Source organism: Pseudomonas sp. G3-39, from assembly GCF_054790485.1.
On the sequence record NZ_CP186497.1, the window covers coordinates 1,404,868 to 1,418,778 of the forward strand.

The 13,911-nt window shown below is 58.4% G+C and carries 17 protein-coding genes and 1 tRNA gene; 13 read left to right on the forward strand and 5 right to left on the reverse strand.

Annotation, left to right across the window (positions count from 1 at the left end):
* Positions 1-119 precede the first annotated feature (119 nt).
* The 4 genes from rpoE to ACOYXG_RS06395 all read left to right on the forward strand — a co-directional run bounded on the left by rpoE (position 120) and on the right by ACOYXG_RS06395 (position 3,931).
* Positions 120-701, forward strand: a complete 582-nt coding sequence (rpoE, locus tag ACOYXG_RS06380) for an RNA polymerase sigma factor RpoE (protein ID WP_003172477.1) — start codon at positions 120-122, stop codon at positions 699-701.
* A 30-nt stretch (positions 702-731) separates the two neighbouring features.
* Positions 732-1,319, forward strand: a complete 588-nt coding sequence (locus ACOYXG_RS06385; RefSeq protein ID WP_003222558.1) for a sigma-E factor negative regulatory protein — start codon at positions 732-734, stop codon at positions 1,317-1,319.
* An 8-nt stretch (positions 1,320-1,327) separates the two neighbouring features.
* The gene (locus ACOYXG_RS06390; protein WP_097086674.1) at positions 1,328-2,290 is read left to right on the forward strand and encodes a MucB/RseB C-terminal domain-containing protein; all 963 of its coding nucleotides are present in this window, start codon (positions 1,328-1,330) and stop codon (positions 2,288-2,290) included.
* A 210-nt stretch (positions 2,291-2,500) separates the two neighbouring features.
* Positions 2,501-3,931, forward strand: a complete 1,431-nt coding sequence (locus ACOYXG_RS06395; RefSeq protein ID WP_096796602.1) for a DegQ family serine endoprotease — start codon at positions 2,501-2,503, stop codon at positions 3,929-3,931.
* Positions 3,932-4,011: 80 nt separating this feature from the next.
* Here the strand turns inward: ACOYXG_RS06395 and ACOYXG_RS06400 are convergent, their stop codons facing one another.
* Positions 4,012-5,445, reverse strand: coding sequence for a M48 family metalloprotease (locus ACOYXG_RS06400; RefSeq protein WP_007963277.1), 1,434 nt, complete (start codon positions 5,443-5,445; stop codon positions 4,012-4,014).
* A gap of 98 nt (positions 5,446-5,543) precedes the next feature.
* Here ACOYXG_RS06400 and ACOYXG_RS06405 point away from each other — a divergent pair, with 98 nt between their 5' ends.
* Together ACOYXG_RS06405 and ACOYXG_RS06410 are read left to right on the forward strand one after the other, a co-directional pair.
* A complete protein-coding gene (locus ACOYXG_RS06405; protein WP_007963279.1) occupies positions 5,544-5,783 on the forward strand; it encodes a sulfurtransferase TusA family protein in 240 nt (79 codons plus the stop codon).
* A gap of 32 nt (positions 5,784-5,815) precedes the next feature.
* Positions 5,816-6,886, forward strand: coding sequence for an AI-2E family transporter (locus ACOYXG_RS06410; protein ID WP_027614463.1), 1,071 nt, complete (start codon positions 5,816-5,818; stop codon positions 6,884-6,886).
* 131 nt (positions 6,887-7,017) lie between these two features.
* Here ACOYXG_RS06410 and ACOYXG_RS06415 read toward each other — a convergent pair whose 3' ends face one another.
* Both ACOYXG_RS06415 and ACOYXG_RS06420 read right to left on the reverse strand, forming a co-directional pair.
* Positions 7,018-7,491 carry a peroxiredoxin gene (locus tag ACOYXG_RS06415; RefSeq protein WP_003222570.1) on the reverse strand — a complete coding sequence of 158 codons (474 nt, stop codon included), beginning with the start codon at positions 7,489-7,491 and terminating at the stop codon, positions 7,018-7,020.
* 10 nt (positions 7,492-7,501) lie between these two features.
* A complete protein-coding gene (locus ACOYXG_RS06420) occupies positions 7,502-8,062 on the reverse strand; it encodes a glycine cleavage system transcriptional repressor (RefSeq protein WP_007963284.1) in 561 nt (186 codons plus the stop codon).
* Between the two features lie 325 nt (positions 8,063-8,387).
* Here ACOYXG_RS06420 and dapA point away from each other — a divergent pair, with 325 nt between their 5' ends.
* The 7 genes from dapA to ACOYXG_RS06455 all read left to right on the forward strand — a co-directional run bounded on the left by dapA (position 8,388) and on the right by ACOYXG_RS06455 (position 13,011).
* Positions 8,388-9,266, forward strand: coding sequence for a 4-hydroxy-tetrahydrodipicolinate synthase (dapA, locus tag ACOYXG_RS06425; RefSeq protein ID WP_027614465.1), 879 nt, complete (start codon positions 8,388-8,390; stop codon positions 9,264-9,266).
* Positions 9,267-9,283: 17 nt separating this feature from the next.
* A complete protein-coding gene (gene bamC / locus ACOYXG_RS06430) occupies positions 9,284-10,399 on the forward strand; it encodes an outer membrane protein assembly factor BamC (protein WP_027614466.1) in 1,116 nt (371 codons plus the stop codon).
* A gap of 4 nt (positions 10,400-10,403) precedes the next feature.
* On the forward strand, positions 10,404-11,165 hold the full coding sequence (locus ACOYXG_RS06435; protein WP_047598088.1) for an MBL fold metallo-hydrolase: 762 nt from the start codon (positions 10,404-10,406) through the stop codon (positions 11,163-11,165).
* Positions 11,166-11,193: 28 nt separating this feature from the next.
* Positions 11,194-11,907, forward strand: coding sequence for a phosphoribosylaminoimidazolesuccinocarboxamide synthase (gene purC, locus ACOYXG_RS06440; RefSeq protein WP_007963288.1), 714 nt, complete (start codon positions 11,194-11,196; stop codon positions 11,905-11,907).
* Between the two features lie 84 nt (positions 11,908-11,991).
* Positions 11,992-12,081, forward strand: a tRNA-Ser gene (locus ACOYXG_RS06445).
* A 346-nt stretch (positions 12,082-12,427) separates the two neighbouring features.
* The gene (locus ACOYXG_RS06450; RefSeq protein WP_081730304.1) at positions 12,428-12,682 is read left to right on the forward strand and encodes a type II toxin-antitoxin system HicA family toxin; all 255 of its coding nucleotides are present in this window, start codon (positions 12,428-12,430) and stop codon (positions 12,680-12,682) included.
* Positions 12,679-13,011, forward strand: a complete 333-nt coding sequence (locus tag ACOYXG_RS06455; RefSeq protein ID WP_095138544.1) for a type II toxin-antitoxin system HicB family antitoxin — start codon at positions 12,679-12,681, stop codon at positions 13,009-13,011. Before ACOYXG_RS06450 ends, ACOYXG_RS06455 begins: the two co-directional genes overlap by 4 nt.
* 128 nt (positions 13,012-13,139) lie before the next feature.
* Here ACOYXG_RS06455 and ACOYXG_RS06460 read toward each other — a convergent pair whose 3' ends face one another.
* Both ACOYXG_RS06460 and ACOYXG_RS06465 read right to left on the reverse strand, forming a co-directional pair.
* Entirely contained in the window at positions 13,140-13,346 is a 207-nt protein-coding gene (locus ACOYXG_RS06460; protein ID WP_460356574.1) for a hypothetical protein, read from the reverse strand.
* A 138-nt stretch (positions 13,347-13,484) separates the two neighbouring features.
* Positions 13,485-13,676 (reverse strand): YegP family protein, encoded by a 192-nt coding sequence (locus ACOYXG_RS06465; RefSeq protein WP_007963291.1) that lies wholly within the window; start codon positions 13,674-13,676, stop codon positions 13,485-13,487.
* Positions 13,677-13,911: the final 235 nt, after the last annotated feature.

The following is a 13,911-nucleotide window of genomic DNA, read 5'->3' on the forward strand; positions in this document are numbered from 1 at the left end:
TCAGAGCCCGCAGGAAACTTGCCTGGAGGGGGAGAACTTTTGCGAAAAGCCCGAGTCTATGTTTGCAAGTCTGGTCGTTTAGTTATGCAAGCCTCCTCCATGCTTATCGAGGAGTGTTCATGCTAACCCAGGAAGAGGATCAGCAGCTGGTCGAGCGCGTTCAGCGTGGCGACAAGCGAGCTTTCGATCTGCTGGTGCTGAAATATCAGCACAAAATTCTCGGGTTGATCGTGCGTTTCGTGCACGACACCCATGAAGCCCAGGATGTGGCTCAGGAAGCCTTTATCAAGGCCTACCGAGCGCTAGGAAACTTTCGCGGAGACAGCGCGTTCTATACGTGGCTTTACCGCATTGCCATCAACACGGCAAAGAACTATCTGGTTTCACGCGGCCGCCGGCCGCCGGATAGCGATGTAAGTTCTGAAGACGCAGAGTTCTACGACGGCGATCACGGCCTGAAGGATCTCGAATCGCCGGAACGCGCGTTGCTGCGGGATGAGATCGAAGGCACCGTCCATCGAACCATTCAGCAACTGCCAGAGGATTTACGTACGGCTTTAACTTTACGTGAATTCGATGGTCTGAGTTACGAGGACATTGCGAGCGTCATGCAGTGTCCGGTGGGTACCGTGCGCTCCCGGATTTTCCGCGCCCGGGAGGCCATCGATAAAGCCCTGCAGCCGTTGTTGCAGGAAAACTGAGACAGCGGCGACAGCCAAGAGAGGAACGCCATGAGTCGTGAAGCCCTGCAGGAATCGCTGTCCGCAGTGATGGATAACGAAGCGGACGAACTGGAATTGCGTCGAGTGATCAATGCACTGGACGATGTTGAAACCCGTGAGACCTGGGCTCGTTATCAGATCGCTCGGGCAGCCATGCACAAGGATCTGCTGCTTCCGCGTCTGGACATTGCTGCGGCAGTTTCTGCTGCGCTGGAAGACGAAACGGCTCCAGCCAAAGTATCCCGCGGCCCTTGGCGCAACCTGGGTCGTCTGGCCGTTGCGGCTTCGGTGACCGTTGCGGTACTGGCTGGTGTGCGCCTGTACAACCAGGACGAAATCGCTGGCGTCGAACTGGCCCAGCAGTCCAATCAGCCTTCGCTGGTTGCGCCGCAGGTCAAAGGCCCGGCTGTTCTGGCAGGCTACAAGGAAAGCTCGGAAACTACCGGTCCGATGGCCAACGGCGTCCTGCAAGGTCAGCCAGGCTGGCACGATCAGCGTCTGCCAGGCTATCTGCGTCAGCATGCCCAGCAAGCTGCGTTGAAAGGTACTGAAAGCGCTCTGCCTTATGCGCGTGCAGCAAGCATGGAAAACCGTTAAGGAGGATCATGCGCGCCATACCTCTACTTTCGCTTCTGCTTAGCGGCTGGTTCATTGTTCCAGCCCATGCCGACGAGGCCCAGGACTGGCTGATCCGCCTGGGTCAGGCGGAGCAGCAGCAAAGCTTCCAAGGCACTTTCGTATACGAGCGTAACGGTAGTTTTTCTACCCACAATATCTGGCATCGTGTCCAGAACGGTCAGGTCCGCGAGCGTTTGCTTCAGCTCGACGGCTCGGCTCAGGAAGTCGTGCGTGTTGATGGGCATACTCAATGCGTCAGCGGCACTCTGATTGCGGGGTTGGGAGACTCTCCCAACTCGACCGCTCGTTCGCTTGATCCCCAAAAGCTGAAAAACTGGTATGAGCTTGCCGTCATCGGCAAGTCGCGCGTGGCCGGGCGTGATGCGGTCATTGTATCGCTGACGCCCCGCGACCAGCATCGTTATGGTTTCGAGCTGCATCTGGATAAACAGACCGGTTTGCCACTGAAGTCGTTGTTGCTCAACGACAAGGGGCAGCTACTCGAGCGTTTCCAGTTCACCAGCCTCGATACCGCTGATGTCCCGTCGGACAAAGATCTGCAAGCTGGCACCGAGTGCAAGGCCGTCACTATTGATAGTGACAAGGCCTCTGCCGTGAAAACGGCTCAGGTCTGGCATTCCGACTGGCTGCCTCCGGGTTTTGTGCTGACCAGCAGCACTTCACACAAAGATTCTGAAACCAAGACTCAAGTCAGTAGCCTGATGTATGACGACGGGCTGGCACGGTTTTCGGTATTTCTTGAGCCGTTGAACGGTGCAACAGTGACCGATACCCGCACGCAGTTGGGGCCAACTGTCGCTGTTTCCCGCCGCCTCACTACGCCTGAGGGCGAGATGATGGTGACGGTGGTCGGCGAAATTCCAATCGGCACGGCCGAGAGGATTGCCCTTTCGATGCGCAACGATGGCGCTGCAACCAGCAAGCAGTGAGCTGATTTCAGTCATTTCCACTTCTTCTTCGAGACGTAGATGAAATGTTTGCTCAGCATTTTCATTTGCAAATCACCCGAAAGTTTTTTATAGGTCAGAGCCTCACGGCTCTGGCCTTGTCTGTTGTTCCCGGAACAAAAATACCGGCCCGCGGTTCCCGGTGTTCCTTGCTCCATATCGCTTAACCCTGCTCGTCGTAACGGGAGCTGTATGTCGATACTTAGCTTGAAGTCTTATCTTTCCATTTTCGCCACCGTGCTGGTGCTGGGTCAGGCTGTCCCCGCTGTCCAGGCGGCCGACCTGCCGGATTTCACCCAACTGGTTGAACAGGCCTCGCCTGCAGTGGTGAACATCAGTACCACGCAGAAGCTGCCGGACCGCAAGGTGAACCAGCAGATGCCTGACCTGGAAGGCTTGCCGCCGATGTTGCGCGAGTTCTTCGAGCGTGGCATGCCGCCTCAGCAGCGTTCGCCGCGCGGCGATCGTCAGCGTGAAGCGCAATCGCTCGGTTCGGGCTTCATCATTTCCTCCGATGGCTACATCCTGACCAACAACCATGTGATTGCCGATGCCGACGAAATCCTCGTGCGTCTGGCTGATCGCAGTGAAATGAAAGCCAAGCTGATCGGAACTGACCCGCGCTCCGACGTGGCCTTGCTGAAGATCGATGGCAAGGATCTGCCGGTGCTCAAGCTTGGCAAGTCCCAGGACCTGAAGGCGGGTCAGTGGGTTGTAGCGATCGGTTCGCCGTTCGGCTTTGACCACACCGTGACCCAAGGCATTGTCAGCGCCGTCGGCCGTAGCCTGCCGAACGAAAACTACGTGCCGTTCATCCAGACCGACGTGCCGATCAACCCGGGTAACTCCGGTGGCCCGCTGTTCAACCTGAACGGTGAAGTGGTCGGGATCAACTCGCAGATATACACCCGTTCCGGTGGCTTCATGGGTGTGTCGTTCGCCATTCCGATCGACGTGGCGATGGACGTTTCCAATCAGCTGAAAAGCGGTGGCAAAGTCAGCCGCGGCTGGCTGGGCGTGGTCATCCAGGAAGTGAACAAGGATCTGGCCGAGTCGTTCGGTCTTGATAAGCCGGCCGGTGCGCTGGTTGCGCAGATTCAGGATGACGGTCCGGCAGCCAAGGGTGGCCTGCAAGTGGGCGACGTGATCCTGAGCATGAACGGTCAGCCGATCGTCATGTCCGCCGACCTGCCGCACTTGGTCGGTGCGCTGAAAGCGGGCGCCAAGGCCAGCCTCGAAGTGATCCGTGACGGCAAACGCAAGAATGTCGAGCTGACTGTCGGTGCGATTCCGGATGAGGACAAAGAGCTGGCTGCACTGCCGAAGTCGGGTGCGGAAAGCAGCAGCAACCGCCTCGGCGTTTCGGTGGCGGAACTGACCGCTGAGCAGAAGAAAACCTACGACCTCAAGGGCGGAGTGGTGATCAAGGAAGTTCAGGACGGTCCTGCGGCTTTGATTGGTCTGCAACCGGGTGACGTGATCACTCACCTGAACAATCAGGCCATTGGCTCCACCAAGGAATTCGCCGAGATCGCCAAGGCGCTGCCGAAGAATCGTTCGGTGTCGATGCGCGTCCTGCGTGAAGGTCGCGCGAGCTTCATCACCTTCAAACTGGCTGAATAATCCGCTAGCGGTGAAATGAAAAACCGCCTCGAAAGAGGCGGTTTTTTTATGCCTGAAACATTTGCCTCGTCGAGGAAAACTCAGCCCATCATGTCCTTGATCATGCGCTCCTGCTCCATCAACTCGCGCTGGCGCGCATCGATCCGCGAGGATAGCGGGAAGTTGCTGCCCGCCTTGCGCTTGGCAAAATCGAGCTGCTGGATCGCCTGACGATAATCACCCACCAGCGCGAAGTACTCGGCGCGGGCCTGATGCAGACCAATGATGTTGCCAGAGAGGCCACGGGTTTCGGCGACCTGATACCACACGTCCGGATCATTCGGACGGGATTTGAGCAAGCTGTCGAGGGCTTTCTCGGCGTCGGCGGTGCGATTCTGTTTCAGCAACAGATCGACCCGAACCTGATTCAGCGGGTAATTGCCCGGATATTGCGTGAGCATGCGGTCAACCCGCGTTTGCGCATCCGGCAGGCGGTTGTTGGTAATGTCCAGGTCGATCTGCGCGAGGTTGTAGATGATCTCGTTGGGTGACTTGGCCAGCAGCTGTTTGAGATTCTCCCTGGCTTCATTGAGCTGGCCGCCCTTGATCTGGGCGATCGCCAGGCCGTAGCGCGCCACGTCGTTTTTCGGATTCTCATCCAGTTGTGCACGAAAGCGCTTGGCGCCCAGTCCCGGGGTTTCTTCGTAGATCAGCTGAACACGGGCGCGGATCAGCTGATAGCGCATGCTGTCTTCGATGCCGCCCGCTGGCGCTTGTTCTGCGCGGTTACGGGTGTCGGCGATACGCGATTCGGTCACCGGGTGAGTCAGCAGAAATTCTGGCGGCTTGGCGTCGAAGCGGTATTGGCGCATCAGACGTTCGAACATGGTCGGCATCGAGCGCGGGTCGTATCCGGCCTTTTCCAGGTTGAGGATGCCGATACGGTCGGCTTCCTGCTCGTTCTGGCGCGAGAAGGTACGCTGCGACTGAATGGCTGCGGCCTGAGTACCGGCGATGGTCGCGATCCCGGCATCACCGCCACCGGCGGCGGCAATCACGATCCCGGCGAGCAGCGCCGCCATCATCGGCACCTGCATCCGCTGCGAAGCTTCTACACCGCGCGCGAAGTGGCGCTGTGACAAGTGAGCCAGTTCGTGGGCCAGTACCGAGGCATATTCGCCTTCAGTCTGCGCGTTGAGGAACAGGCCACCGTTGACCCCGACCACGCCACCCGGCGCCGCGAAAGCGTTGAGTTGCGGGCTGTTGATCAGAATGAATTCCAGGCGACGATCGGTCACCTGGCTGGTTTCCACCAGCTTGTAGACGCTGGATTCGACGTAGTCTTTGAGCTGCGGATCGTTGAGCTGTGCAACCTGACTACGCAACATGGCCAGCCAGGCGCGGCCCAACTGGTATTCCTGTTGCGGAGAGACAATGGCAGAACTGGCGTCGCCAAGTGACGGCAGATCGTCGGCAAAGCCCGGTGAGGCGAGCAGGCAAGCGAGCGTCAGCAGGGTAGGGCGCAGAAATGTCATGCACAAAGCCTTAGAAGACAAAGACCTTACTGTAGCCGGACACCGGGCTTGCGACCAGATATTCTAGGCGCCTCAACCACCTGAACCGGAGTGACGCAATGACCGACGCTGTAGCCCATGACTGTGAATTGGACGCCAGTGGCCTGAATTGCCCGTTGCCGTTGCTCAAGGCCAAGATGGAACTCAACAAGTTGCCCAGCGGCGCGGTGCTCAAGGTGATCGCCACGGACGCGGGTTCGCAGCGCGACTTCCGCACCTTTGCCCGTCTGGCCGGTCATACGCTGCTGCGCGAAGAAGACGAAGCGGGCGTCTACCGTTACTGGTTGAAAAAAGCCTGAAACCGACAGCGTAAAAGACCTAAGGATTATTGATGTTCAAAGTGTTACGCGACTGGATTCAGCGCTACTTTTCCGACGAAGAAGCGGTGGTGCTGGCGGTGCTGCTGTTTCTCGCCTTTACCGCGGTGCTCACGCTCGGTGGCATGCTCGCGCCGGTATTGGCCGGGATGGTGCTGGCGTATCTGATGCAGGGGCTGGTACTCGCACTGGAGCGTATGCGCGTGCCTGGTGCGGCGGCGGTGGGGCTGGTATTTGCGCTGTTCATGGGCGTGTTGCTAGTGTTCATCGTGGTAGTGTTGCCGTTGCTGTGGCATCAGTTGATCACGCTGTTCAACGAGCTGCCGGGGATGCTCGCCAAATGGCAGTCGCTGTTGCTGTTGCTGCCGGAGCGCTATCCGCATCTGGTCTCTGACGAGCAGGTGCTGCAGGCTATCGAAGCGGCGCGTGGCGAAATCGGCAAGTTCGGCCAATGGGCGCTGACCTTTTCGCTGTCGAGCCTGCCGCTGCTGGTCAATATCATGATCTATCTGGTGCTGGTGCCGATTCTGGTGTTCTTCTTTCTCAAGGATCGGGCCATGATCGGCGAGTGGGTGCGCGGCTATCTGCCCCGTGAGCGGGCGCTGATCACCCGCGTGGCGCAGGAAATGAACCGGCAGATCGCCAACTACATTCGCGGCAAGGTCATCGAGATCGTGATCTGTGGCGGCGTGACCTACATCGCCTTCGTCGCGCTTGGCCTCAACTATGCGGCGCTGCTGGCGTTGCTGGTCGGGGTATCGGTGGTGGTGCCGTACGTCGGCGCGGTGGTGGTGACCGTGCCGGTGTTACTGATCGCGCTGTTCCAGTGGGGTTGGAGCGATCAGTTCATCTATCTGATGGCGGTCTACGGGATCATTCAAACGCTGGATGGCAACGTGCTGGTGCCGTTGCTGTTTTCCGAGGCAGTCAACCTGCACCCGGTGGCCATCATCTGCGCGGTGCTGTTGTTTGGCGGGTTGTGGGGGTTCTGGGGCGTGTTCTTCGCGATTCCGCTGGCGACGCTGTTCAAGGCCGTGCTGGATGCGTGGCCGCGCAAGGAGCCGGTTGTCGCTCCGCTGCTGTAGCGGTTGAGCCAGATTTTAGATGAAGGCTATTCGCGAGCAGGCTCGCTCCCACATTGGATCTGTGCCGTTCACAAGTTCAATGTGGGAGCGAGCCTGCTCGCGAAGGCGTCAATGAGGGCGACGCAAAACCTTCAGGCTTTATTCAAGGCCTGAGCCGCAGCCAGCACCGCATCCACATGCCCCGGCACTTTCACGCCGCGCCATTCCTGACGCAGTACACCGTTCTTGTCGATCAGGAACGTGCTGCGATCAACGCCCAGATATTCCTTGCCATACAGTTTCTTCAGCTTGATCACGTCGAACAGCTGGCAGACGGCTTCGTCCTTGTCGCTGATCAGCTCGAACGGAAATTCCTGCTTGCATTTGAAGTTCTCGTGAGACTTCAGGCTGTCGCGGGAGATACCGAAAATCTCGGTATTAGCGGCCTGGAACGCCGCGTACTGGTCACGAAAACCCTGGCCTTCGGTGGTGCAGCCGGGGGTGCTGTCCTTCGGATAGAAGTAGATCACCACTTGCTTGCCCTTCAGGGCGGACAAGCTGACGGTCTGCCCGCTGGTGGCAGGTGCTTCGAAATCCGCAACCGGTTGGTCGATGACAACGGCCATGAAAGCTTCCTTACATTGGGTTTTGTGGGCGCCAAGGTTCGATCAGCGCATCCAGGTTCATCGCGTCGGCGAAGTCCAGGAACTGGTCGCGCAGCCAGCTGATCTGGGTGCCGGCCGGCAGCGTTACGGTGAACGTGGCGTTGAGCATGGTGCCGCCAGTCTGCGGGGCCTGATAGGTATCGCAGGTCAGGTTTTCCAGCTCGACGTTGTGATCCATGAAGAACTGGCACAGCTCATTGATGATGTCCGGGCGATACGCCGAGCTGACATAAGCCACGTACGGCAGGGCCTGTGGACGATTTTCGAGGGCCGCACTGCGCACCACGTTGACGGTAAATGCGTGGCGCTTGGCCAGGGTCGGCAGGCTGCCTTCGAGGCGGGCCAGCGCGTCCCAGCTGCCGGAGATTTCCAGCACCAGGGCGCTGCATTCGCCATGGCGAGTCAGGCGGGAGGTGACGACGGCGCAGCGATTTTCATGGCTGGCGCGGCACAGGACGTTAGTCAGCTCCATGGGGTTGGCGCCAAGGGCACTGATGACAAGGAATTGTTCGCGAACTGTGGGGGTGGACATGCAGCATTCCTAAAGCGATGAGCGGTCGGTAGGTCGATGGGCGTTGGCCGTCGGGAAGCGTCTGCGCGTGCCCGTTCAGAAAGCCCCGGGCCGTGGCTCGCAATTCGCTCCAATAAAGGCGGAGCGTGCAGCAGCGACACTGGAACGGGGCCTGGGAGGCCGAAAGGGGAGGCTGGAACCCGGCGTACAAGCTGATCTGTACCGATCAAAGTCTGAAGGGTAGCGAAAACCGACGCCAAGGGGAATGGCGGCGCAGTACTTCGCTTGTGCAAGCATCTTGGCGCCAGTACCATTACCGCTCTCTTTTTCCGGCAGGAGCGGTTTCATGATTGCGGGCAGTATGGTGGCACTGGTCACTCCCATGGATGCACAAGGGCGTCTTGACTGGGACAGCCTCAGCAAACTCGTGGACTTCCATCTCAAGAACGGCACCCATGCCATTGTCGCGGTCGGTACTACCGGCGAGTCGGCGACCCTTGATGTAGAAGAACACATCGCCGTCATCAAAGCCGTGGTCAAACAGGTAGCCGGGCGCATTCCGGTGATCGCCGGTACCGGCGCCAACTCGACCCGCGAAGCCGTCGAGCTGACCCGCAACGCCAAGGAAGCCGGCGCCGACGCCTGCCTGCTGGTAGTTCCGTACTACAACAAGCCGACCCAGGAAGGCCTGTACCAGCACTTCAAGCACATTGCCGAAGCCGTCGACATTCCACAGATTCTCTACAACGTTCCCGGCCGCACCTCCTGCGACATGCAGGCCGAGACCGTAATTCGCCTGTCCAGCGTGCCGAACATCATCGGCATCAAGGAAGCCACCGGCGACCTGAAACGCGCCAAAGCCATCATCGACGGCGTGAGCAAGGACTTCATCGTGCTGTCCGGCGATGATCCGACCGCGGTTGAGCTGATCCTGCTGGGCGGCAAAGGCAACATCTCCGTAACGGCCAACGTCGCCCCGCGCGAAATGGCTGACCTGTGCGAGGCCGCGTTGAAAGGCGACGCCGAGACCGCACGGGCGATCAACGAAAAATTGATGCCGCTGCACAAGGACCTGTTCATCGAAGCCAACCCGATTCCGGTGAAGTGGGCTTTGGTTGAAATGGGCCTGATGCACGAAGGCATCCGCCTGCCGTTGACTTGGCTGAGCGCTCCTTGTCATGAAACGCTTCGCACGGCCCTGCGCCAGTGCAGCGTCCTGGTTTAATTGAGGAAGTACAACGCATGAAGCGAATGGCCGGACTTTCCGCACTTGCCTTGATTATCTCCAGCACCAGTGGCTGCGGATGGGTCTGGGGCCCGGAAGGTTATTTCCGTGACCGTGGTAGCGATTACCTGGAAGCGCAACAGACTGCACCGATGCAACTGCCACCGAATGTCAGCACCTCCAAGCGTCTGGATCCGCTGTTGCCGATCCCGCGCAACGTGGCTGATGACACGGCGAAGGGCGAATACGTGGTACCGCGCCCGCAACCGCTGACGGCGGTTGCCGAGGCGACCGACTACTCGCTGCAGAAGAGCGGTGACTCGCGTTGGGTCGTGGCCCAGCACCCGCCGGCCGAAGTCTGGCCAGTGGCGGTACAGTTCTTCCAGGACAATGGTTTCCGGCTGGATGAACAGCGTCCGCAAACCGGCGAATTCACCACCACCTGGCAGCATTCCGACGAACTGTCCGCCGCCATGGCCAAGCGCCTGAGCGCCGCCGGTGTCGGTGCCGACAGCGAAACCCGCGTGCGGGTGCGTATCGAGCCAGGCGTGCAGCGCAACACCAGTGAAATCTACGTGGTCAGCGCCGAGCGTCCTGCCGGCAGCACCGCCGACGTCGATTTCACCAACCGTTCGGTCAACACTGGCCTGGACGCAGCGCTGGTCGACGACATGCTCGCGAGCATGAGCCGGATCTCCGAGAAGGGTGGTTCGGTGTCGATGCTGGCTTCGCGTGACTTCGATACCCCGAGCCGTGTCAGCCTCAGCGAAGACGGCAGCGGCAACCCGGTGCTGAACGTCGGTCCTGACCTGGATCGTGCCTGGTCGAGCGTCGGTCGTGCGCTGGAGCAAGGTCAGTGGCGCGTTGAAGACATCAACCGCAGCCTGGGCCTGTACTACATCAACCTGGCCGAGAAAGCCGAGAAGAAAGACGACAAGCCTGGTTTCTTCAGCAGCCTGTTCGGCAGTGCGCCGACCAAGGAAGAAGTTGAAGCCCGCGCCGAGCGTTATCAGGTTCGCCTGAGCAAGGTCGGTGAGAACGTTCAGGTGACCGTAGAGAAGAACATCAATACCGTTGCGCCGGCCGATGTGGCGCGCAAAGTGTTGAGCGTGATTCAAGACAACCTGGGCTGATCACATGCGCTTTGCCGTTCTCGGCAGCGGTAGCCAAGGGAACGGCACGCTGATCGCCAGCGCTGATACCTATGTGCTGGTGGATTGTGGTTTTTCCCTGCGGGAAACCGAAAAACGCCTGTTGCGTCTGGGGGTTCACCCGGCGCAGCTGAGCGCGATACTCGTAACCCACGAACATGCCGACCACGTGCATGGCGTGGGTTTGCTGTCTCGGCGCTACAATCTGCCGGTCTACCTCAGTCGCGGCACACTGCGCGGGATGCGCAAACCGATCGAACCCGCAGGCTTTCTGGCCGGCGGCGAGCAGCTGCAGATCGGCGCACTGAACATCGGGGTCATTGCCGTGGCCCATGATGCGCAGGAGCCGACCCAGTACGTATTCAGTGATAACGAGCAGCGGCGCTTCGGCCTGCTGACCGACCTGGGTTCCTATTGCGAGCGGGTGCTGGACGGCTATCGGGATCTCGATGCGTTGATGATCGAGTCCAACCACTGCCGCGACATGCTGGCCCGTGGTCACTATCCGTACTTTCTCAAGCAACGGGTGGGCGGCGAGCTGGGACATTTGAACAACCATCAGGCGGCATTCCTGGTGGCCGAGTTGGGGTGGCAGGGCTTGCAGCATCTGGTTCTCGCCCACCTGAGCAGCAAGAACAATCTGCCGCAGCTGGCCCGGCAATGTTTCGTCGACACCCTCGGGTGCGACCCGGACTGGCTGCAACTGGCCGATCAAGATTCAGGGCTCGACTGGCGCCATATCGCCTAGCCCATCTACTTAGCAAGCGGAGCCCATCATGGAAAAACGTGAAGAACTCTACCGCGGCAAAGCCAAATCGGTTTACAAGACCGACGACGCTGACCGTTTGATCCTGCTGTTTCGCAACGACACCTCGGCGTTCGACGGCAAGCGCATCGAGCAGCTCGACCGCAAAGGCATGGTGAACAACAAGTTCAACGCCTTCATCATGCAGAAACTCGAAGCGGCCGGCATTCCGACCCAATTCGACAAACTGCTGGGCGACAACGAGTGCCTGGTGAAGAAGCTGGACATGATCCCGGTCGAGTGCGTCGTGCGTAACTACGCCGCCGGCAGCCTGGTAAAACGTCTGGGCGTCGAAGAGGGCATGAAGCTCAACCCGTACACCTTCGAACTGTTCCTCAAGGACGACGCCAAGGGCGACCCGTTCATCAACGAATCCCACGTCGTGGCATTCGGTTGGGGCACCGCCGAGCAGCTGGCACGCATGAAAGAACTGTCGCTCAAGGTCAACGAAGTCCTGAGCAAACTGTTCGACGACGCAGGCCTGCTGCTGGTGGACTTCAAGCTTGAATTCGGCGTGTTCAGCGACGGCTCGATCGTCCTCGGCGACGAGTTCAGCCCGGACGGCTGCCGCCTGTGGGACAAGGACACCAAGAAGAAGATGGACAAGGACCGCTTCCGCCAGGGCCTCGGTGACGTCATCGAAGCCTACGAAGAAGTCGCCAATCGTCTGGGTGTACCGCTTTAATCGACGCAAGCATCTGATAGCACGAAGAAAATTTTCGAAAGAGGGTTTGCTTTCGGCAGAAGTGTTGTTATGATGCGCGCCGTTGGAGAGATGCCAGAGTGGCCGAATGGGACGGATTCGAAATCCGTTGTACCTTCACCGGTACCTAGGGTTCGAATCCCTATCTCTCCGCCATATATAGAAAAAGCCCCGTAGCTGAGAAGCTACGGGGCTTTTTTGTTTCTGCTCGCTTGAGTAATCAGCAAATCCTGTCGCCGGAACCCGAGGTTGAAAACTCGATAATCGGATGTGACTCGATTGATGCCGGTTCGTACGTAACTCTCGGAGTCTACCTACAGCTCTATTTCCAATCACTCCTTATCCTGACCTATGTGCCCAATATTGACCGGATTCGGATAAAAAGACGCCGTTTTCAAGCTTGGAGGGTGGCGTTGTCCGCTTGTTCAAGGGGGCGCTTCATGGATCAGCGATATGAATCGCGATTGTCAATTTTTCCTGCGCGGTATCATGGTGTAATACTATGAACAACAAACAACTCGGTACGCTCGCAGCTATATTTTCACGACCCACACCCGCCACGTTGGAATGGGCGCGCATCGAGTCTCTGTTCAATGCGGTCGGGGCCAGAACCGTGGAAGGCAATGGTTCGCGAGTTCGGTTTGAATTAAGAGGTGTGGTTGCTACGTTCCACCGACCTCACCCGGATAAAGAAGCAAAGCCCTATCAGGTTCGTGATGCTCGGGCTTTCCTTGAACAAGCAGGAGTCACTCCATGAACGTGATGAATTACAACGGGTATGCAGCCCGAATTGAATACAGTGATGAAGATGGTCTTTTTGTTGGTCATATCGCTGGGATCAAGGACGTAGTAGGTTTTCATGGCGAATCTGTGAAAGAGCTTCGGTCAGCGTTCGAAGAGGCTGTTACTGACTATCTGGAGACTTGCGAAAAACTGGGTCGTGCCCCGCAAAGGCCTTATTCGGGCAATCTCAGTCTGCGTTTGGCGCCTGCTCTTCATGCGACTGTTGCCGTAAAAGCGCAATTGGCTCAAAAAAGCATTAATCAGTGGGTTGCGGATGTTCTTGACCGAGAGGCCCATGCCTAGCTTGATTCTGATGTGGAACTACAAGATCTTATGTACGTCGTTCCCGAGCAGAGCAAATAGCCCCGTAGCTGAGAAGCTACGGGGCTTTTTTGTATCTGCGAGTTTTACCGAGCACCCGCCTCAGCCACTCACGGCTGCGGATGCCCGAGCTTCTGTTTGATCAGGTCATACACTTCCTTGTGCGTCGAGTTGCGCAGGGTGTTGTCCTTGCAAGCCGAGGCCAGGAAGGTTTTCACTTCGTCCTTGGCGTGCGGATAGAGGCTGGCGATGTAGTCGGCTTCGTGTGTTTGGGTGCAGTTGAAGTGCTTGTCGTCTTTCGCTTTGTCTCTAGCCATGGTGCGGCTCCTTTTTAGTTTGAACGTCATTTGGCGAAACAGGGCTGTATGGCCCCGTACGCTGAACAGCGTAGGGGCGCAAAAGTGCTTTGCCAGTGCTTCAGACGAAAAAGGAAGAGGCTGTAGGACGCGGCGCCATCAGATTTCCTTCACCGGCGTCTCCCCCTGCACACCCTTGATCAACTCGATCACGTGTAAACAATCGGCCTTGTTCACATACGACTCGCCACTGGCAATCGTCTCGTGGTTCCCCGCCCGCAGTCTCCAGCGCCATTGGCCTTTGCCGGTGCTCGGGGTGCCTCGGGATTGCCTGTAGATCTCGAAATACATTCAGTTCGCTCCTTGCGATGGTGTTTGCGACAACCTGTGTGGCGCATCGTCGCAAGCCTAGCGGAGCGAGTTTTTTTCGCTATCGGGTATTTGTTTCCAATCGTTGGCAGATGTTTCTGAAGAGTGCGGGCTAGAGCGCACGCATCGGCGTCTGGATTGGCCAGAATGTCGCCCTTTGCACCTTGCAAGGCTATCGACGCTACTGCTTAATACGGGACGGCTCATGGCGTTGAAA